Genomic DNA, 17,572 nt, shown 5'->3' with positions numbered 1-17,572 from the left:
GCATTTTCTGCATAGCCAGAATGCGAAATCGGGCGGTGTCATGCGGGGAAATCATGACTAGGTTCGCGCGCATGGGAGGAGTTCTGACGCTTTCGGAGATGACCATGTCGAACTCATATGATGACAAACCTGAAGATTTCGCTGCACGCGCGCTTGAGCTGCTGGAACAGGCCTATGCCTATTATCAGCCGCCGCTGAAGACCGTCGCAAAAGCGCAGGCGAAAGAGGGCAACGAGACCTATTACGAGTACGTAAAGGCCGCCTGATCTTCGACATTCCGGTTTGCTTGACAAAATGGCGTCCCCTGGGGCGCCATTTGCATTTCGGGCTGGTGACGCGGGCGTTATTTTGAAGTGATCGGGCGGGGCGCTATCCTTTCAGGTAGGGAATCTTGGAGGAGACAGAAAATGCGTAAGGTTTTGAGTGTGTTGGCCCTGCTGGCGGGAACCGCGGCCTGGGCGGGAGAGACGCCATCGAACCCGGGGGCGGAAGTGTATTTCATAGGCCTTGAGAACGGGGCCATGGTTGATGGGCCGGTCACGGTTCGGTTTGGGTTGTCAGGCATGGGGGTTGCGCCTGCGGGGACCGAGCGGGAAGGGACGGGGCATCACCACCTGTTTTTGAACCGTCCGGCCTTGGGCGAAGGGGCCGAGGATGCGGAGCTTCTGGAGATCGGCATTCCCACGGATGACAACCACCGTCACTTTGGCGGCGGGCAGACCGAGGTGACGCTGGACCTTGAGCCTGGCACCCATACGCTACAGCTTGTTCTGGGCGACGAGTTCCACGTGCCGCACAATCCGCCGGTTGTCTCGGATGTGATCACCATCACCGTGAAATAGGGATTGCCAAATCAGCGGTGCGGCGGGCAGGGTTCGCGCATGACACATGCGCCCAACCCTCCCGCTGATGCTGCTGATCGCCGTGCCGTGAAGCCGGTGATCTGTTACCCGAATGAAACCCTGCCCGAGGTGCCGCTGGCGATGTACCAGGCGGCCTTGGAAGGGGCCGAAAAGGTGGGCGAGGTTCTGGTGCCACCGCGCGAGGCGCGCACGTTTCATGTGCCTGCCGGGTCGTTTTTCCGCATCGTTTCCGTCGAAGGGCCGCAGGTTGGCGATTTGAACCTGCACAATGCCAATGACCTGAACGAGCGGTTTTATTCCGGTAAAACAAGGGCTTTGCATGGAACGCACCTGACCACGGGTGAGCGAATGTGGTCGTCTTTTCCCTACCTGCGCCCGATGGCGACCGTCGTCGATGACAGCCTGCATTGGTACGGGATGGATGAGTACGGCGGGTCGGTGCATGACGTGATCGGGACGCGGTGTGACCCCTATACCGGCAACCTTCTGGCCGGGTCGCAGTACCATCATTGTTGCCATTCGAACCTGACTCGCGCCCTTGCCGAGGAGACCGGCAAACCAACCGCCGAGATCGAGGGGATGGTGCATGATGTGCTGAACGTCTTCATGTGCACCGGTTTCACGCGGGACACGGGGCAGTACTTTATGAAGGCAAGCCCGGTGCGCCCCGGGGATCACCTTGATTTCCTTGCCGAAATTGATCTAGTGGGCAACCTGAGCGCCTGTCCGGGCGGGGATTGTTCCAGCGAGCACAGTTCAGATGCGGCGGCGTGCTATCCGCTTTTGGTGGAAATCCTGAAGCCGCAGGATGGCGCGCTGGAGGGGTGGGAAAGCCCTGCGGTGAACGGTTATGACCGCAGCCACGGTTCATAAAGGTTAACGCCGAAATCCCTGTCTGTATTGCGTCGGTATCACGTCGGTATTGCGACGGTATGGATGCCCGCAGGCGAGCCGTGAACGGAGCGCGCGGGTTAAAGACGTGTTGATACTGGCCCCTTGGGCGGCATGGGGTCATGCCGCCCTTTTTGCGGGGCGCTTTAGCCGTGGATGAAGTGCAACCGGTTGAAGCTCTGCCGCCAGTTTGCGACCTCGGGTGCGAGGCTTGCGGGATCGTTGCTGCGCAGGGCGGCGGCGATCAGGCGGGCCAGTTCGGGGGCGTGGTCCGAGGTCATGCCCCAGCGCACGAGTTCGGGGGTACCGATGCGCAAACCGTTCATGTCCCCTTCGACCGGCGCGATGGGCAGGCCAATGCCGCAGGCAAGGAAGCCCGCCTTGCGCAGGGTTTTTGATGCGGCCTGACCCCCGCCAAAGGCTGCGGCCTCGACCGCGAACTGGTGCGAGAGGGTGGGGCCGTGGCGGGTTTCGAAGATCGGCAGGCCTTCGGTTTTCAGCGCGGCGGCGAGAGACTGGGCCATGTCGATCATGGTGGTGGCGTAGGCCTGTCCGAAGTCGCGCCAGTCGAGCATCGAAATCGCGAGGGCCGCGGATTTGGCCACGTCGAAGTTGGCCGTCATGCCGGGGAAGGCGATCTTGTCGAGACGTTCGGCGATGTCCGCCTCGTTGGAGACGATCAGGCCGGAGGCCGGGCCGCCGAGGCTTTTGTAGGTGGACATGGTCATCAGGTGCGCGCCTTCGGCCAGCGGGTTCTTCCACGCCTTGCCGGCGATGATGCCGCATTGATGGGCCGCGTCGAAAAGCACATGCGCCCCGACCTCGTCAGCGATGGCACGGATTTCGGCCACGGGGTGTTCGGCGAGGTTCAGAGAGCCGCCGATGGTGATCAGAGTCGGTTTGACCTCATGGGCGAGCGTGCGCAGGCCATCGAGATCAATGGTGTAGCCGTCGCCATCGACGGGGGCGGGATGCGAGGTCAGGCCATAGAGGCCGGCGCAGCCGTCGGCGTGGTGGGTGACATGGCCCCCGACGCTTGCCGGTGGGGTGATGATGGCATCGCCGGGTTTGGTGAGGGCCATGAAGGCGTAGAGGTTGGCGATGGCACCGGAGGGCACGCGGATTTCGGCGTATTTGGCGTCAAAGACCTCGGCGGCGAGTTCGGCGGCGATGACTTCGATTTCCTCGATGGCTTCGAGGCCCATCTCGTATTTGTCGCCGGGATAGCCAAGGGACGGGCGGGAGCCGAGACCGGAGGCCAGCAGCGCCTCGGCGCGCGGGTTCATGACGTTGGTGGCGGGGTTGAGGTTGAAGCAGTCGGCCTCGTGGATCTGGCGGTTTTGCGCGGTGAGGGCCTCGATGCGGTCGGCAATCGCGTCGCTTGGGGCGTTGGCGGTGTCCCGGGCGATGGTTTGCACGCGGGTTTCGCAGGCGGCGGGCACCCAGGCGCGGGGGGCGAGGTTGGTCATGGTGGTTGTCTCCGATGTCGTTGGGGGCAGCATGGCGCGGGGGTGGGGATTGGTGCAAACCAGAAATCATGGTATCTAGGCCTAGAAAATCTAAGGCTTATGAGATGTCGATCAAACCACCGCGCCCGAAGGGGCCGCCCCTGAATGCCCTGCGTGCCTTTGAAGCGGCGGCGCGGCTTGGCGGGTTTGCGCGGGCGGCGGACGAGTTGTGCGTAACGCCCGGTGCGGTGGCGCAGCAGGTCAAGCAGCTGGAGGACTGGGCCGGGGCCGATCTGTTCGAGCGGCGGGCGCAGGGGGTTGTGCTTTCGCCGGTAGGGCAGCGGGTGTTGCCCGAGATGGAGCTGGCCTTTGACGCGCTGGGCGCGGCTGTGGCGGCGTTGCGCGAGGCGGCGCGGCCCGAGCGGGTGCATGTGGCGGCATTGCCAGCGGTGGCGCAGCTTTGGTTGTCGCCGCGCCTGCCGGAGATACGCGCGGCCCTGCCGGAGATGGAGGTCTCGGTGACCGCGCTTGAGCAGGCACCGAACCTTGCGCGCGAGCCGTTTGACCTGACGGTGTTTTACGGGGCGGGAGAGGGGCTGCGGTTGGCGCGGGACGAGATATTTCCGGTCTGCGCGCCGGAACTGGCAGAGAGGCTTGCGCGGGTCGAGGATCTGGCCGGGGTGCCCTGTCTGTCGGATGCGGTCTGGGGAGAGGACTGGGACCTGTGGCTGGCGGAGACGGGGGCGGGGGTGCGTGTCGCGGGGCCGGTCTATTCGCTTTATGCGCTTGCGGTGGAAGAGGCGGTGAACGGGGCCGGGGTGTTGATGGGGCACGCCGCATTGGTGGCGCGGCACCTTGAAAGCGGCGCGCTGGTGGCGCCGTTTGGGGGGCGGGTTGCCCTGCCGCGGTGGCTTGAGCTGGGGGTGAAGGGCGGCGCGGTGGCCCCGCCCTTGCAGGCCTTGATCGACCTGTTAGGCGAAGGCGGCCTCTAGCGCGATTTCGACCATGTCGCCGAAAGAGCGTTCGCGATCTTCCGAGGGCAGGGCCTCGCCGGTCAGCAGGTGATCGGACACGGTGAGCACGGCAAGGGCGCGGCGGCCATGACGGGCGGCGAGGTTGTAGAGTTCGGCGGCTTCCATCTCGACGCCGAGGATGCCGTGGCGGGTCATCTGTTCGTTGAGGTCGGGGCGTTCATCGTAGAAGACATCGGACGAATAGATGCCGCCCACATGGGTGGCGACGCCCTTGGCGGCAGCGGCATCGGCGGCGGCGCGCAGGAGGCCATAGTCGGCGCAGGGGGCGAAGTTCAGTTCCTTGAAGATGCCGCGTGATGGCGTGGACAGCGATGAGGCGGTCATGGCGAGGATCACGTCGCGGACCTCGACCTTGCGCTGCATGCCGCCGCAGGAGCCGATGCGGATCAGGGTCTGGGCGTTGTAGTCGCGGATCAGCTCGTTGGCATAGATCGAGAGGGAGGGCATGCCCATGCCCGAGCCGTGAATGGTGACACGGTTGCCGCGCCATGTGCCGGTGAAGCCCAGCATGCCGCGCACTTCGTTGATGCAGGTGGCGTCTTCCAGGAAGGTTTCAGCCGCCCATTTGGCGCGATAGGGATCGCCGGGCATCAGGACGGTTTCGGCGATGTCGCCGGGTTTGGCTCCGATATGGATGGTCATCTGGGGTTCCTCGCTGCTTGTCTTTCATAGATGCGGGAAAGCGAGGGGGTAGGGCAAGGGGATTGTGGGCAGGCGGGATGCCTGCCCTTGCGGTAGGATCAGCTGACGGCGGCGGCTTTGGCCGGGTCGTCTTCGATCTCTTTCAGCAGGCGGGCCAGCCGGACTTGGGGGTTCAGTTCCGGGTTGCTGACGTGGCTGAGCATATCGGGCACGCTGGCTTCGATCTGGGTCTCGTCGGCCTGAGCCATGCCGTGGGCAATGAAGGGGCGCAGATAGGTCATGCCGGTCAGGTTGGCGGTTTGCTGGAAGGGTTTCAGCAGTTCGTCCATCGAGAAATTGTTGTAGCCGCCGGCGTGGTAGCTGTCGGCGGGGCCACCGGTCGAGACAAGGATCAGGAACTCGCGGCCTTTCAGTTTGTCGCCGCCGGGGCCATAGGCAAAGCCGAAGCTGAGCACCTGATCCAGCCATGCCTTGAGGATCGGTGGGGCGGAATACCAGTAGAAGGGGAACTGCAGGACGATCCTGTCGTGGGCCAGAAGCAGGGTTTGTTCTGCCTCGACGTCGAACTGCAGGGTCGGGCCGCCGATGGCAGTCAGGTCGCGGGTGGTGACGTTGTCGGCTTCGGACAGCGCATCGAACCATGCGCGGTTGATGCGGGAGGTGTCGAGGTTGGGGTGAGCGGTGAGAACGAGGGTTTTCATGCGGGAAGCTCTTCGAGGAAAGTTGCGGTGTAGTGCGTGATCAGAGGGGTGCCATCGGTGCGCGTCGTGAAGTGCCAGTCTTCGCGGACATTGGCTTCGATAATGGTGCCGTCCTTGGTGCGGGCGCGGAGCCGCACGTTGAAGGTGGCGGTGTTGTCCGTGACGGTAATGTTGCTGAGGTGATGCTCGGTGGGCGGAACCAAAGTGTCGAGCACGGCCGCATACCACGCTTTGAAGCGGGCGTGGCCGTGCAGGTTCGGATTGATGTCCGGCATGTCCCAAACCACGTCGGGGTGGAGATCGGGGAGGAAGGCCTCGACGGGATCAAGGCGATCAAACCTCTGGAACCAATCTACGATGAAGCTGTGAACGGGGCTGGTCATGATGGGGGCAATCCAGGTTACTTGGCGAGGCGGTCCGGCACGGGCGCGAGATCGTAGTTCGACCAGAAGAAGGTATTGGCGGCGTCCTGATCGGCGCTGAGGTTGGTGGCCTCGACGATCTTGCCGTTCTCGATGCGGTAGACGAGCGCCCATGTGGTATCGACGTTGGGTTTGCCCGGAGCGTTGGACCAGCCGCGATGGATGTCGACAACATGTGTGTCATCGGCGCCAAAGTAGATCGGGTCGGCCTTGAAGCCTGCGCTGCCGAGTTGGGCAAAGAAGGCGAGAACCTCGTCGCGGCCGGACTTGGTGCCGGAGAGCGGGTGGCGGCCGGGGATATGCCATTGCACGTTTTCATCCATCACGGCGGCGATGCCGTCGAGATCGTTTGCGCCATAGGCGGCAAAGAAGTCCTGCACCACCTTGATGTTGTCTTCGGGGGAGGCTGCGAGGGCGGAGGTCGCGGTGAGGATTGCTGCGGTGAGGGTCGGGAGGAGAGTGGTGGGTTTCATGAGCGTGTCTTTCGGTTGGGTGTGCCGTTGAACCGAATGTAGGGCTGGGCGGATTGTGAAATAATCCACCACCTTTGCACTTCTTTCATGTATCATTTCGATGAATAAGGGTTGGAGGGATGATGCGACTGCCGCTTGCGATGCTGGAAGTGTTCACCGCGATTGCCAGACACGGCAGTCTTCGCGCGGCGGCCGAGGCCTTGGGGATCAAGCCCTCTACGGTCAGTCACCAGTTGAAGGCGCTGGAAGATCAGATGGGCACCGCGTTGTTCATCCGGACCACGCGGTCCGTGAGCCTGACCGAGGCCGGGCGGGCGTTGATGCGCGGGGCGGGACCGGCATTTGACCAACTGGGGGCGGCGGTTGAAAGCGCGCGTACAACGGGCCACGCGGCGCGCGGGATGTTGAAGATTGCCCTGCCGGAGTTTGCCTATCATCAGTTCGTGGCCAAGGCGCTGCCGTCGTTTCATGCGGCTTATCCGGAGATCGAGCTGGAGCTGTCGCTGACCGATGCGCTGTCGGATCTGCTTGGCGAAGAGTTGCACGCGGGGTTTCGGCTTGGGGACAATATCGCCGAGGATATGGTGGCGGTGCGGATGACACCGCCGCTGCGGCTGGCGGTTCTGGCCAGTCCCGATTATGTCGCTGTGCATGGTGCGCCAGAGACGCCGCGTGATCTGTTGCAGCACAACTGTGTGCGGTACCGGTTCCTGTCAGCGGGACGGATTGCGCCCTGGACCTTTACCGGCGAGGAGGGGGAGTATGCGGCGGAAGTGGGTGGCAGCCTGATCGTGAATTCCCTTCCGGCCTCGGTCGATCTTGCGATGCGCGGTGTGGGGTTGGCTTATACCTTTCGCGACTATTGTGCCGAGGCCTTGGCAGACGGGCGGCTGGTGACGGTTCTGGAGCCGCACCTTGGTAAGACGCCGGGCCTGTTCCTGTATTTCCCGCGAGAATATCGCCAGATGATGCCGCTGCGCCTGTTCATGGACCACCTACGCGGATTTCGCGACGGGCCTAGCGAAGGATGACGAAATCGCGGGCGTTGGTGGGGGCGACGGTGTGGGATTGCACGTCGGTGACGGACGCGGCGCCGGGGCCGGACCAGAGATCGGTCAGCATGGTTTCGATCTTGTCGCGTTCGCCTTCGAAACAGGCAACGACTGCGCCCATCGGATCGTTGCGGACCCAGCCCGTGAGGCCAAGGGCCGAGGCGCGGGAGCGGGTCCAGTTGCGATAGGCAACGCCCTGCACGCGACCCGTGATCCGGGCCTCTTTTGCAATGGTGTTCATGTGGTTTCCTCCGACCCCAGTGTCCCGCAAGGGCCGAGTCGGCGCAAGCGGGGTCGGAAAAAGCAAAAAGCCCCGCACATTGGCAGGGCTTTTCAGAGGAGCGCCGGGAGGCGTTATTCGGCGGCGACGGCCTTGGGATCGACCAGCGCGACCACGTCCATCATGATGGTGTTCAGCTCGAAATCTTTCGGCGTGTAGACGCGGGCGACGCCCATGGCGCGCAGGCGTTCGGCATCGTCGTCGGGGATGATGCCGCCCACGATGACGGGCACATCTGCGAGACCGGCTTCGCGCATACGTTTCATCATGTCTTCGACCAGCGGGATGTGGCTGCCCGAGAGGATCGAGAGGCCAACCACATGCGCCTCGGTTTCGAGGGCCGAGTTGACGATTTCCTCGGGGGTCAAGCGGATGCCGTCATAGGAGATGTCCATGCCGCAATCGCGGGCGCGGAAGGCGATCTGCTCGGAGCCGTTGGAGTGGCCGTCGAGGCCGGGCTTGCCGATCACGAACTTGAGGCGGCGGCCGAGGCGGTCGGAGACGGCGTCAACGGCTTCGCGGATGTCGTCCAGGCCTTCGGTCTTGTTCGAGGGCGAGCCGGAGACGCCGGTCGGGCCGCGGTATTCGCCGTGCACGGTGCGCATCTGGGCGGCCCATTCGCCGGTGGTGACGCCGGCCTTGGCGGCGGCAATCGAGGCGGGCATGACGTTTTCGCCCGACTTGGCCGCGGCGCGCAGATCGGCGAGGGCCTTTTCGACGGCGGCGCTGTCGCGCTGGCTGCGCCATTCGTTGAGGCGTTCGATCTGTTCCTGTTCCACGGCCGGATCAACCACCATGATGCCGCCATCGCCGGTCATCAGCGGCGAGGTTTCGCCTTGCTGGTACTTGTTCACGCCGACAACCACGGTTTCACCCGCTTCGATGCGGTTCAGGCGGTCGGCGTTGGATTCCACGAGGCGCGATTTCATATAGTCGATCGAGCCGATGGCGCCGCCCATGCTTTCGAGGTTGGAGAGCTCGTGGCGGGCACCTTCCTTGAGTTCGGCGACCTTGCGGTCGACGGCGGGGTTGCCGTCGAAGAGATCGTCATATTCCAGAAGGTCGGTTTCAAAGGCCATGATCTGCTGCATACGCATCGACCACTGCTGGTCCCACGGACGCGGCAGGCCGAGGGCCTCGTTCCAGGCGGGCAGTTGCACGGCGCGGGCGCGGGCCTTTTTCGACAGGGTCACGGCCAGCATCTCGATCAGGATGCGGTAGACGTTGTTTTCCGGTTGCTGTTCGGTCAGACCGAGCGAGTTGACCTGAACGCCATAGCGGAAGCGGCGGTGTTTCGGATCGGTCACGCCATAGCGTTCGGCGCAGATTTCATCCCAGAGTTCGACGAAGGCGCGCATCTTGCACATCTCGGTCACGAAGCGGATGCCCGCGTTCACGAAGAAGGAGATGCGGGCGACCATCGGGCCGAAGTCTTCGGCGGGCACACGCGGTTGCAGGGTGTCGAGGACGGCCTGTGCGGTGGCCAGTGCGAAGGCGAGTTCCTGTTCCGGCGTCGCGCCTGCTTCTTGCAGGTGATAGGAACAGACGTTCATCGGGTTCCACTTGGGCACGTTGGTATAGCAATACTCGGCCACGTCCGCGATCATCTTGAGCGAGGGTTTGGGCGGGCAGATATAGGTGCCGCGCGACAGGTATTCCTTGATCAGGTCGTTCTGCACGGTGCCCTGAAGCTTGGAGATGTCGGCGCCCTGTTCCTCGGCCGCCGCGATGTAGAGCGACAGAAGCCACGGTGCGGTGGCGTTGATCGTCATCGAGGTGTTCATCTGTTCAAGCGGGATCTGGTCGAACAGGGTGCGCATGTCACCAAGGTGGCAGACGGGCACGCCCACCTTGCCGACTTCGCCGCGCGACAGGACGTGGTCGCTGTCATAACCGGTTTGGGTGGGCAGGTCGAAGGCCACTGAAAGACCGGTCTGACCCTTGGCAAGGTTCGAGCGATAAAGCGCGTTTGACGCCTTTGCGGTCGAGTGGCCGGCGTAGGTGCGGATTAGCCAGGGGCGATCTTTCTGCGTCTGCGACATGGAACGTCCTCGTGAATCGGTTGGGCAATTTTATTTCGTCTGAGCGTAGATATGCGAAATATCATGTGCAAGTCAATTCGCTGCGTCGCGGCAAGTTTATTTTGCAGATACAGAATAACGCATCGTCGTGCTGGAGGAAAAGCCGAACAGGTGTTTGAGGGGGCCGAGGTGCTGGGTTTCGCCTGGGACAAAGCCCTGTCGTTCATAAAGGGCGCGGGCGCGCGGGTTGGTATTGATGACGTCGAGGCGGACTTCGCGGAGGCCACGTTCGGCGGCCTCCGCCTTGATTGCCTCGAGCAGGGCCGAGCCGATGCCCATGCCGCGGGCCGCCTCGGAGACGAAGATGCCGTCCATCAACAGGCAGTCCGGGGCGAGATCACGTTCCAGAAGCGAAAGCAGGGGCGCGCGCCACAGGGTGCCGAGCCAGCCATAGGCGGCGGCAAGGTCAGGCAGGTCGCCGCCGATCAAGGCGCCCTTGTCGGTTTTGAAGCCCGCCGCGCCGAGGATGTTGCCATCGTGGGAGAGCGCGGAGATTGCGAAGTCGGGGTTCAGGACACGGGTCAGAAAAGCCTGTGCCTTGGCCTCGGGGCGCATCAACGGGCCGAGCTTGGCGGAAAAGGCCTGCCAGTAGAGGCGGGCGATGGTGTCACGGTGGGCCGGATCAAAGCCGGCGCGGATGGAAAACTGCTGCATCTTTATCCGGTTTGCCTAAAATCTGTCGTTTAGATATTTACCCTCTTCCCCGCTCCTGCAAGGGTCAGACCATGACTTCGACCGTCGAACTTCCCATCTGGCTGTTCATCCTGATTGTCCTGTTCGCTGCCGTAACGGCGGCGAGTCACCTGTTGTTCCCCTCGGTGCGCTGGTTTTTCCGGCGGCGGATGGAGAAGGCGGTGGCGCGGCTGAACGAGCGGCTGGAGCGGCCCATCGAGCCGTTCAAGCTGGCGCGGCGGCACGACATGATCCAGCGGCTGATCTATCACCCGGACGTGACGGAAGCGATTGTCGACCACGCGCGCAAGAACAAGATCCCCGAGAACGTGGCCTTTCAGGAGGCCAAGGGATACGCGCGAGAAATCGTGCCGTCGTTCAGTGCTTCTGCCTATTTCGGCTTTGCCATTCGCGTTGCCCGCTTTCTGAGCCAGGCGCTTTACCGGGTGCGGCTTGCCTATTTCGATGAGGCGGGGATTGCCAATATTCCCAAGGATTCGACGGTTGTGTTCGTGATGAACCATCGGTCGAACATGGATTACGTGCTTGTGACCTATCTCGCGGCTGAGCGATCAGCGCTTGCCTATGCGGTGGGGGAATGGGCGCGGGTCTGGCCGCTGAGCCGGTTGATCAAGGCCATGGGCGCCTATTTTATCCGCCGCAAATCGCGCAACGCGCTCTACCGGCAGGTATTGGCGCGGTACGTCAAGCTGGCGACAGATGGCGGTGTGACACAGGCGATGTTCCCGGAAGGGGGGCTTTCGCTTGATGGTGCGCCGCAGGAGCCCAAGCACGGGTTGTTGAAATACATCGTGGACGGGTTTGATCCTGAAGACCGTGACGTAGTCTTCGTGCCTGTTGCGCTGAACTATGACCGGGTGCTGGAGGATCGCATCCTGCTTGGGGCGCTTGAGCAGGGGAACCGCCGGTTCAACGCCAAGATCAGCGTGGTGGGCGGGTTCTTTCTCAAGCAGATGTGGCTGCGGCTGCGCGGGAAGTATCACAAGTTCGGTTACGCGGCGGTGAGCTTTGGTCATCCGCTTTCTCTGAGCAGTTTCGTCAAGGACCGGGAGGGAGAGGTCTCAGAGGCGCTGGCTTATGAGTTGATGGAGCGCATCGAGAACGTGGTGCCCGTGCTACCGGTGCCTTTGGTGGCGAGTATCATTGCGGGGGCCGACCATCCGATGTCGCGGGCGGCGATCGAAGCGGATTTTGTGGCGCGCATCGAGCAGTTGCATGAGGCGCATGTGCACCTGCCGCGCAATGACGTGGCCTATGCCACCGAGGTCGGTTTGCGGATGCTGAGCGAGCGCCGGATGATTCTCAAAGAGAACGGGTGTTACCGGGCAAACCCCGATCAGGACACCGCCCTGGCGTTTTATGGTAACTCGATAAAACATCTTTTCCCCTGATTTTGCAGGTGCAGAAGGAATTTCTGCGTTCGCTCGGTCATAAAATTACAAAATCACACCAAATGTGGTTGCAATATTACAAGGCCGCCGATACTCATCCTTCAGGAACCGCGATTCTGCGCCGCGGCAAGAGAGCAACTTCAGGAGGCTAACATGGCTCTGGACACCGAAACCGGCATTGCACCGTACGACGCACCCGAGAAAGATCTTTACGAAGTGGGTGAAATGCCCCCGCTGGGCTATGTGCCCAAGAAAATGTACGCATGGGCGATCCGTCGCGAACGCCACGGCGAGCCGGACACATCGTTTGAAGTAGAAGTGGTCGACACCTGGGAAGTCGACAGCCACGAGGTTCTTGTTCTCGTGATGGCTGCCGGTGTGAACTACAACGGTGTCTGGGCTGGTCTCGGCAAGCCGATTTCGCCGTTCGACGTGCACGGCCAAGACTACCACATCGCCGGTTCGGATGCTTCGGGCATCGTCTGGAAAGTGGGTTCGGCCGTGAAGAACTGGAAGGTGGGCGACGAGGTCGTGATCCACTGTAACCAGGATGACGGTGACGACGAAGAATGTAACGGTGGTGACCCGATGTTCTCGCCGACCCAGCGCATCTGGGGTTACGAGACCGGTGACGGTTCGTTTGCACAGTTCACCAAGGTTCAGGCCCAGCAGCTGATGCCGCGTCCCAAGCACCTGACCTGGGAAGAGGCTGCCTGCTACACCCTGACCCTGGCCACCGCATACCGCATGCTGTTCGGCCACCACCCGCACGAGCTGCGTCCGGGCCAGAACGTTCTGGTTTGGGGTGCATCGGGTGGTCTGGGCTCCTATGCGATCCAGCTGGCCAACACCGCCGGTGCCAACGCGATCGGCGTGATCTCGGACGAGAGCAAGCGCCAGTTCGTGATGGATCAGGGCGCCAAGGGCGTGATCAACCGCAAGGACTTTAACTGCTGGGGTCAGCTGCCCACCGTGAACTCGCCCGAGTACAACGAGTGGCTGAAGGAAGCACGCAAGTTCGGCAAGGCGATCTGGGAGATCACCGGCAAGGGCAACAACGTGGACATGGTCTTTGAACACCCCGGTGAGGCGACCTTCCCCGTGTCGACCCTGGTTGTGAAAAAAGGCGGTATCGTGGTGATTTGTGCCGGTACCTCGGGCTTCAACACCACCTTCGACGTTCGCTACATGTGGATGCACCAGAAGCGTCTTCAGGGTTCGCACTTTGCCAACCTGAAACAGGCTGCATCGGCCAACCGCCTGATGATCGAGCGCCGTCTTGATCCCTGCATGTCGGAAGTCTTTGCCTGGAACGAGATTCCGGAAGCGCACATGAAGATGCTGCGCAACGAGCACAAGCCGGGCAACATGGCTGTTCTGGTTCAGGCCCCGAAAACCGGCCTGCGCACCGTTGAGGACGTGCTGGAAGCTGGCAAAAAGTAAGATGAGTGCCGCCCGGTCTGGGCGGCCCCGTTTTTCCCTCGCGAATCACCCTCGGATGGCCCTGCCCATTCGGGGGTGATTTACGTTGTGGAAAGGGAATTGTGTGTATTCAGGGCCTTGTCGAAGCTGACCCCGCCATTTTGGGGGAGGGAATTTCGGCGAATACCGGGATTAACGAAGTTCGTGTTAGGGTTGAGTTAATCTTTGATTAACCACTGTTACCGAGAGTTAAAGATGCAGAATGATTGGATACTCGACGTTCTCGCGGATTTGAGAACCTTTGCCGATAACAACGGGTTGGACGCATTGGCCCAGCAGCTGGAGGACACCCGGCAGGTCGCGGCCGCCGAGATCGTTTTGGCAAATGATTTGGTAGGCGTGGTGGCACATGGGGAAGATCGAGCGACGAGATGTCTTGTTGGGAGAGCTGCAACGCGCGCAAGAGCTTGAGGCGCTGAGCGCAGCCATCTTTGACCTCAGAGATCATTTTCGTGTCGATCACATGGTCTATCACTGGGTGAATGCCGAGGGGGATCAATACGGCTGTTACACCTACTCGGAAGACTGGGTTCAGCGATACAACGAACAGGACTACGTGCGGATCGATCCGGTGATCCTTGGCTGTTTCCAGCGGTTTCACCCGGTTGACTGGAAACGGCTGGATTGGTCCGGCAAGGTGGCGCGGGACTTCATGGCCGAAGCAATGACCCATGGGGTTGGCAACCAGGGATTTTCGGTGCCGATCCGCGGGCCGAACGGACAGTTTGCCCTGTTCACCGTGAACCACACATGCAGCGACGACGAATGGTGCCGTTTCACGCAGGAAAACCGCCGAGATCTGATTTTGATTGCTCATGAGTTCAACGAAAGGGCGCTGGCGATCAACCCGGATGCAGACCCCAAGCCAATGCGGCCGCTGAGCCCGCGGGAAGTGGATGCGATGACCTTTCTGGCGCTGGGCTACAGCCGGGCGCAGGTTGCCGAGATGCTGGCGATCTCGGAACACACGCTGCGGGTTTACATCGAAAGTGCACGTGCCAAGCTCGGTGCGCTGAACACCACGCACGCGGTGGCCCGCGCGCTGAGCCATGGGTTGATCGTGGTCTGACGGGCGTGGGGTTAGGGGGGTATTAACCTTAATGTTCTAGGTCTGTTCCTGCGCTTTTATGCGGGAGGGACGCAAGAATGCTCCGTTATCTCTATGCCGATCAATTGCAGGGCCGCCCCGGGCTGGCGCATGCGATGTACGTCGACCGTGCCGATCAGTTCAAGACGCGGCTGGGCTGGGATGTGACGGTGAATGCGAACGGCGAAGAGCGCGATGAATACGATGCGTTGAAACCGCTTTATATCCTCTGGGAAAAGGCGGATGGCGGGCATGGCGGCTCAATGCGGCTGTTGCCAACGACCGGCCCCTGCATGATCAACGATCACTTTTCCGAGCTGACGGATGGTGTGCGGATCGAAAGCCCGCTGATCTGGGAATGCACGCGGTTCTGCCTCGCGCGGGACGCCGAGCCGAAAACGGCGGGCGCCCTGATGCTGGCGGGCAGCGAGGTTCTGCGCGGCTTCGGGATCGAACATCTTGTGGGCGTGTTTGATGCGCGCATGGTGCGAATTTACCGGATGATCGGCTCATCGCCCGAGGTGATCGGGACAAAGGGCAGGGGGCGCGACCGGATCAGTGTCGGGCTCTGGTCGTTTGGCGAGGATACCCATCGCACCATGGCCGAGCGTGCGGGCATTCCGGTTGCAACGTCGAAACTGTGGTTCGAACAGGCCTTTGGTGGCACGCATCCCGCCGATCTTGCGGCGAGTGCGTAATGGCGGCTGGTGCTTGGCAAGGGGCGGTTGTAGGGTCGCCCCATGACGAGCGCGCTGACCCTTTCCCACGACCAGGCCGAGGCCTTTGACTCCATTACCGAGCTGCTGCGCGGCGCGGGGATCGACCTTGATGACAGCCTGCTGACGCCGCCGCGCGACGGCAAGAGCGCCGTGGCCGCGGTGATCGGTAAGGCGGGGTCGGGCAAGACGCTTTTGCTGGCGGAACTGGTGAAGGCGCTCGAGGCGGCGGGGGTGGATATTGTATCAGGCGACTACGAGGGCAAGAAACGCCCGGACCGGCGGACGCTGGCCATTCTGGCGCCGACCAACAAGGCCGCGAGCGTGTTGCGGATGCGCGGTGTGCCCGCGACAACCATTCACCGGATCATCTATACTCCTGTCTATGACCCCGAATACGAGAAGATCGCCGAGTGGCTGTCGGGCGAGGGCGAAAAGCCCGAGATCGAAGGGTTGACGGAAGAGGCGCTGGAGCGGGCCTTTGCCTTTTACCAGTTGCACAAGTCGATCCCCGGCGCACTGGCCGCGGCGGGGTTGCGCGGATCGGATTTCATCACCGGCTGGAAACGGCGCGACGAGCCGCTGGATATCGGGTTCATTGATGAATCCTCGATGCTGGATGACAAGCAGTTCGAGGACCTGAAAGAGATTTTCCCGACGCTGGTTCTGTTTGGCGATCCGGCCCAGCTTGCGCCGGTGAACAAGGGCGGCGGTGGCATGGTGTTCGAAACCCTGCCGCCGAAATCGCGCTTTGAACTCAGCCGCGTGCACCGGCAGCAGGCGGACAACCCGATCCTGGACCTGGCCCATGCGCTGGCCGATCCGGCGATGGGGTTCGAGGATTTCGAGAGGCTGGTTGAAGAAACCGCGAAACGCGATGACCGGGTGGTCTGGAGCCAGCGGGTCGAGGTGGACCTGATGGCGCGCTCGCCGGTGCTGGTGTGGCGCAACGCGACGCGCATCCGGCTGATCAATGCGTTCCGGCAGGTGCATGGCGCGCCAGAGGATGCATTGCTGGAAGGCGAGCCGCTGGTTTGTGACGGGATCGAACTGCCGCTCAAGCACCGCAAGAAACGGTTGGATCTTGAGGCGCGGGGGCTGATCAAGGGGGCGCAGGTGATTTATCTCGGTCCCGGCCGCAAACCGGGGTTTTCGCGTCTGCACGTGATGGGCGCGGAAGATCCGCAGGTGTCGGCGGCGTCAATCGTGAAGATCGAGAAACCGGACGAGGAAGAGCCGTTTATTCCCTATGCGGCGCGGATGGGGGCGACCTTTCTGCACGGGGCGGCGGTGACCATACACAAGGCGCAAGGCTCGCAATGGGAAAACGTTCAGGTGTTCGCGCCGGATATCTACGCGGCGGCGCGGATGGGGCGGTCGGAAGCGGGCCAGCCCCTGTGGAAGCGGCTGGCCTATGTGGCGGTGACGCGGGCCTCGGAGCGGCTGTACTGGGTTGTGCGCAACCGGCTGGCCCGCCCGTCGGATTCGTTGCGCACGGATGATTTGCGAGTGGCGCCAGCGCCGCTCAAGCTGGAACAGGCGGAGGGTGAGACATGAAAAGCGTGATCGTGACCGGGGCGAGCTCGGGCATTGGGCGGGCGACGGCCGAGGAATTCCTGAAAGCGGGCTGGCGTGTGGGTGTCGTGGCCCGGCGCGAAGACAGGCTGCGCGAAGTGGGAGACCATGAGAACGCGGTTGTGTTGCCGGGGGATGTGACCGACGCGGCGGCGATGGAAGAGGTGTTTGCCCGCTTCGTGGCCGAAGCCGGGCGGCTGGATGTGCTGTTCAACAATGCCGGGATTTTCGGGACGGCAGGACCGATTGACGAGATCCCGCTGGAGGATTTCGAGCGGGTCATGGATGTCAACATTCGCGGCATGTTCATTTGCGCGCGGCTGGCGTTCGGACAGATGCGCCGACAAGACCCGAGGGGCGGGCGGATCATCAACAACGGCTCGCTTTCTGCGCACAATCCGCGGCCCGGCTCGGTGAGCTATACCACCAGCAAACATGCGATCACGGGTCTGACGCGGACGCTCTCGCTGGATGGGCGGGACTTTGACATCGCCTGCGGGCAGATCGATATCGGCAATGCGGAAAGCGAGCTGGTGGCGATGCTGAAGGACAAGTCGCCGGAGATGCAGACCATGGGCGTGGAGAATGCCGCGCGCTCGGTGGTGCATATGGCCAGCATGCCGCCAGAGGCCAACGTGCAGTTCATGACCGTGATGGCGACCAAGATGCCCTATATCGGGCGTGGTTGATTGGGGTGGGGGCAGGCTTTTCGAAAAGCCTGCCGGAACGCCTTTGCAAAGG

The 17,572-nt window shown here is 62.3% G+C and carries 19 protein-coding genes; 11 read left to right on the top strand and 8 right to left on the bottom strand.

Translation table 11 applies throughout. The features are described 5' to 3' along the window. The first annotated feature begins 53 nt into the window (after positions 1-53). The 3 genes from ABWV42_RS09635 (at position 54) to ABWV42_RS09625 (ending at position 1,736) form a co-directional block, all read left to right on the top strand. Positions 54-266 (top strand): hypothetical protein, encoded by a 213-nt coding sequence (locus tag ABWV42_RS09635; RefSeq protein ID WP_353339932.1) that lies wholly within the window; start codon positions 54-56, stop codon positions 264-266. Positions 267-407: 141 nt separating this feature from the next. Continuing rightward, positions 408-842 (top strand): DUF4399 domain-containing protein, encoded by a 435-nt coding sequence (locus ABWV42_RS09630; RefSeq protein WP_353339931.1) that lies wholly within the window; start codon positions 408-410, stop codon positions 840-842. A gap of 39 nt (positions 843-881) precedes the next feature. Continuing rightward, positions 882-1,736 carry an urea carboxylase-associated family protein gene (locus ABWV42_RS09625; protein WP_353339930.1) on the top strand — a complete coding sequence of 285 codons (855 nt, stop codon included), beginning with the start codon at positions 882-884 and terminating at the stop codon, positions 1,734-1,736. A gap of 164 nt (positions 1,737-1,900) precedes the next feature. Here the strand turns inward: ABWV42_RS09625 and glyA are convergent, their stop codons facing one another. Further along, positions 1,901-3,223 carry a serine hydroxymethyltransferase gene (glyA, locus tag ABWV42_RS09620; RefSeq protein WP_353339929.1) on the bottom strand — a complete coding sequence of 441 codons (1,323 nt, stop codon included), beginning with the start codon at positions 3,221-3,223 and terminating at the stop codon, positions 1,901-1,903. Positions 3,224-3,327: 104 nt separating this feature from the next. Between glyA and ABWV42_RS09615 the strand changes: the two genes are divergently transcribed. Next, complete coding sequence (locus ABWV42_RS09615) at positions 3,328-4,194, top strand: LysR family transcriptional regulator (protein WP_353339928.1); 867 nt, start codon at positions 3,328-3,330, stop codon at positions 4,192-4,194. Here ABWV42_RS09615 and deoD read toward each other — a convergent pair. The 4 genes from deoD to ABWV42_RS09595 form a co-directional block, all read right to left on the bottom strand. Beyond that, positions 4,174-4,878: a purine-nucleoside phosphorylase gene (deoD, locus tag ABWV42_RS09610; protein ID WP_255103465.1), complete on the bottom strand. Its 705-nt coding sequence runs from the start codon at positions 4,876-4,878 to the stop codon at positions 4,174-4,176. The two genes, ABWV42_RS09615 and deoD, sit on opposite strands and share 21 nt — an antisense overlap. A 98-nt stretch (positions 4,879-4,976) precedes the next feature. Further along, on the bottom strand, positions 4,977-5,579 hold the full coding sequence (locus tag ABWV42_RS09605) for an NAD(P)H-dependent oxidoreductase (RefSeq protein WP_353339927.1): 603 nt from the start codon (positions 5,577-5,579) through the stop codon (positions 4,977-4,979). Then, the gene (locus ABWV42_RS09600) at positions 5,576-5,962 is read right to left on the bottom strand and encodes a nuclear transport factor 2 family protein (protein WP_353339926.1); all 387 of its coding nucleotides are present in this window, start codon (positions 5,960-5,962) and stop codon (positions 5,576-5,578) included. The genes ABWV42_RS09605 and ABWV42_RS09600 overlap by 4 nt, the downstream gene beginning before the upstream one ends. A 17-nt stretch (positions 5,963-5,979) precedes the next feature. Beyond that, the gene (locus tag ABWV42_RS09595) at positions 5,980-6,474 is read right to left on the bottom strand and encodes a nuclear transport factor 2 family protein (protein WP_353339925.1); all 495 of its coding nucleotides are present in this window, start codon (positions 6,472-6,474) and stop codon (positions 5,980-5,982) included. 122 nt (positions 6,475-6,596) lie between these two features. Here ABWV42_RS09595 and ABWV42_RS09590 point away from each other — a divergent pair, with 122 nt between their 5' ends. Next, entirely contained in the window at positions 6,597-7,505 is a 909-nt protein-coding gene (locus tag ABWV42_RS09590; protein WP_353339924.1) for a LysR family transcriptional regulator, read from the top strand. Here the strand turns inward: ABWV42_RS09590 and ABWV42_RS09585 are convergent. The 3 genes from ABWV42_RS09585 to ABWV42_RS09575 form a co-directional block, all read right to left on the bottom strand. Next, entirely contained in the window at positions 7,492-7,767 is a 276-nt protein-coding gene (locus tag ABWV42_RS09585) for an acylphosphatase (RefSeq protein ID WP_353339923.1), read from the bottom strand. The two genes, ABWV42_RS09590 and ABWV42_RS09585, sit on opposite strands and share 14 nt — an antisense overlap. A gap of 113 nt (positions 7,768-7,880) precedes the next feature. Further along, positions 7,881-9,848: an ethylmalonyl-CoA mutase gene (locus ABWV42_RS09580; protein WP_255103459.1), complete on the bottom strand. Its 1,968-nt coding sequence runs from the start codon at positions 9,846-9,848 to the stop codon at positions 7,881-7,883. A gap of 96 nt (positions 9,849-9,944) precedes the next feature. Continuing rightward, positions 9,945-10,541, bottom strand: a complete 597-nt coding sequence (locus tag ABWV42_RS09575; protein ID WP_353339922.1) for a GNAT family N-acetyltransferase — start codon at positions 10,539-10,541, stop codon at positions 9,945-9,947. A 71-nt stretch (positions 10,542-10,612) separates the two neighbouring features. Here ABWV42_RS09575 and ABWV42_RS09570 point away from each other — a divergent pair, with 71 nt between their 5' ends. The 6 genes from ABWV42_RS09570 (at position 10,613) to ABWV42_RS09545 (ending at position 17,520) form a co-directional block, all read left to right on the top strand. Next, positions 10,613-11,971, top strand: a complete 1,359-nt coding sequence (locus ABWV42_RS09570; protein WP_353339921.1) for a 1-acyl-sn-glycerol-3-phosphate acyltransferase — start codon at positions 10,613-10,615, stop codon at positions 11,969-11,971. Between the two features lie 153 nt (positions 11,972-12,124). Beyond that, positions 12,125-13,414, top strand: a complete 1,290-nt coding sequence (gene ccrA, locus ABWV42_RS09565) for a crotonyl-CoA carboxylase/reductase (RefSeq protein WP_255103453.1) — start codon at positions 12,125-12,127, stop codon at positions 13,412-13,414. A gap of 388 nt (positions 13,415-13,802) precedes the next feature. Next, positions 13,803-14,522 (top strand): helix-turn-helix transcriptional regulator, encoded by a 720-nt coding sequence (locus ABWV42_RS09560; protein WP_255103451.1) that lies wholly within the window; start codon positions 13,803-13,805, stop codon positions 14,520-14,522. A 77-nt stretch (positions 14,523-14,599) separates the two neighbouring features. Next, the gene (locus tag ABWV42_RS09555; protein WP_353339920.1) at positions 14,600-15,238 is read left to right on the top strand and encodes an acyl-homoserine-lactone synthase; all 639 of its coding nucleotides are present in this window, start codon (positions 14,600-14,602) and stop codon (positions 15,236-15,238) included. Between the two features lie 42 nt (positions 15,239-15,280). Continuing rightward, complete coding sequence (locus tag ABWV42_RS09550; RefSeq protein ID WP_353339919.1) at positions 15,281-16,813, top strand: ATP-dependent DNA helicase; 1,533 nt, start codon at positions 15,281-15,283, stop codon at positions 16,811-16,813. Then, complete coding sequence (locus tag ABWV42_RS09545) at positions 16,810-17,520, top strand: SDR family oxidoreductase (protein ID WP_353339918.1); 711 nt, start codon at positions 16,810-16,812, stop codon at positions 17,518-17,520. Before ABWV42_RS09550 ends, ABWV42_RS09545 begins: the two co-directional genes overlap by 4 nt. The last annotated feature ends 52 nt before the right edge of the window (positions 17,521-17,572 follow it).

Source organism: Pelagimonas sp. KU-00592-HH, assembly GCF_040369695.1.
Lineage (GTDB): Bacteria > Pseudomonadota > Alphaproteobacteria > Rhodobacterales > Rhodobacteraceae > Shimia.
The sequence above is the reverse complement of the archived record's forward strand: the minus strand, read 5'-3'. Positions and strand labels throughout refer to the sequence as shown.

What these genes read in the sequence shown, in the direction of transcription:
- ABWV42_RS09550 (WP_353339919.1), top strand. Translation starts at nt 15,281, where the DNA reads ATGACGAGCGCGCTGACCCTTTCCCACGACCAGGCCGAGGCCTTTGAC.
- ccrA (WP_255103453.1), top strand. Translation starts at nt 12,125, where the DNA reads ATGGCTCTGGACACCGAAACCGGCATTGCACCGTACGACGCACCCGAG.
- ABWV42_RS09590 (WP_353339924.1), top strand. Translation starts at nt 6,597, where the DNA reads ATGCGACTGCCGCTTGCGATGCTGGAAGTGTTCACCGCGATTGCCAGA.
- ABWV42_RS09595 (WP_353339925.1), bottom strand. Translation starts at nt 6,474, where the DNA reads ATGAAACCCACCACTCTCCTCCCGACCCTCACCGCAGCAATCCTCACC.
- ABWV42_RS09545 (WP_353339918.1), top strand. Translation starts at nt 16,810, where the DNA reads ATGAAAAGCGTGATCGTGACCGGGGCGAGCTCGGGCATTGGGCGGGCG.
- ABWV42_RS09580 (WP_255103459.1), bottom strand. Translation starts at nt 9,848, where the DNA reads ATGTCGCAGACGCAGAAAGATCGCCCCTGGCTAATCCGCACCTACGCC.
- glyA (WP_353339929.1), bottom strand. Translation starts at nt 3,223, where the DNA reads ATGACCAACCTCGCCCCCCGCGCCTGGGTGCCCGCCGCCTGCGAAACC.
- ABWV42_RS09560 (WP_255103451.1), top strand. Translation starts at nt 13,803, where the DNA reads ATGGGGAAGATCGAGCGACGAGATGTCTTGTTGGGAGAGCTGCAACGC.
- ABWV42_RS09605 (WP_353339927.1), bottom strand. Translation starts at nt 5,579, where the DNA reads ATGAAAACCCTCGTTCTCACCGCTCACCCCAACCTCGACACCTCCCGC.
- ABWV42_RS09570 (WP_353339921.1), top strand. Translation starts at nt 10,613, where the DNA reads ATGACTTCGACCGTCGAACTTCCCATCTGGCTGTTCATCCTGATTGTC.
- ABWV42_RS09615 (WP_353339928.1), top strand. Translation starts at nt 3,328, where the DNA reads ATGTCGATCAAACCACCGCGCCCGAAGGGGCCGCCCCTGAATGCCCTG.
- ABWV42_RS09625 (WP_353339930.1), top strand. Translation starts at nt 882, where the DNA reads ATGACACATGCGCCCAACCCTCCCGCTGATGCTGCTGATCGCCGTGCC.
- ABWV42_RS09635 (WP_353339932.1), top strand. Translation starts at nt 54, where the DNA reads ATGACTAGGTTCGCGCGCATGGGAGGAGTTCTGACGCTTTCGGAGATG.
- deoD (WP_255103465.1), bottom strand. Translation starts at nt 4,878, where the DNA reads ATGACCATCCATATCGGAGCCAAACCCGGCGACATCGCCGAAACCGTC.
- ABWV42_RS09630 (WP_353339931.1), top strand. Translation starts at nt 408, where the DNA reads ATGCGTAAGGTTTTGAGTGTGTTGGCCCTGCTGGCGGGAACCGCGGCC.
- ABWV42_RS09555 (WP_353339920.1), top strand. Translation starts at nt 14,600, where the DNA reads ATGCTCCGTTATCTCTATGCCGATCAATTGCAGGGCCGCCCCGGGCTG.
- ABWV42_RS09575 (WP_353339922.1), bottom strand. Translation starts at nt 10,541, where the DNA reads ATGCAGCAGTTTTCCATCCGCGCCGGCTTTGATCCGGCCCACCGTGAC.
- ABWV42_RS09585 (WP_353339923.1), bottom strand. Translation starts at nt 7,767, where the DNA reads ATGAACACCATTGCAAAAGAGGCCCGGATCACGGGTCGCGTGCAGGGC.
- ABWV42_RS09600 (WP_353339926.1), bottom strand. Translation starts at nt 5,962, where the DNA reads ATGACCAGCCCCGTTCACAGCTTCATCGTAGATTGGTTCCAGAGGTTT.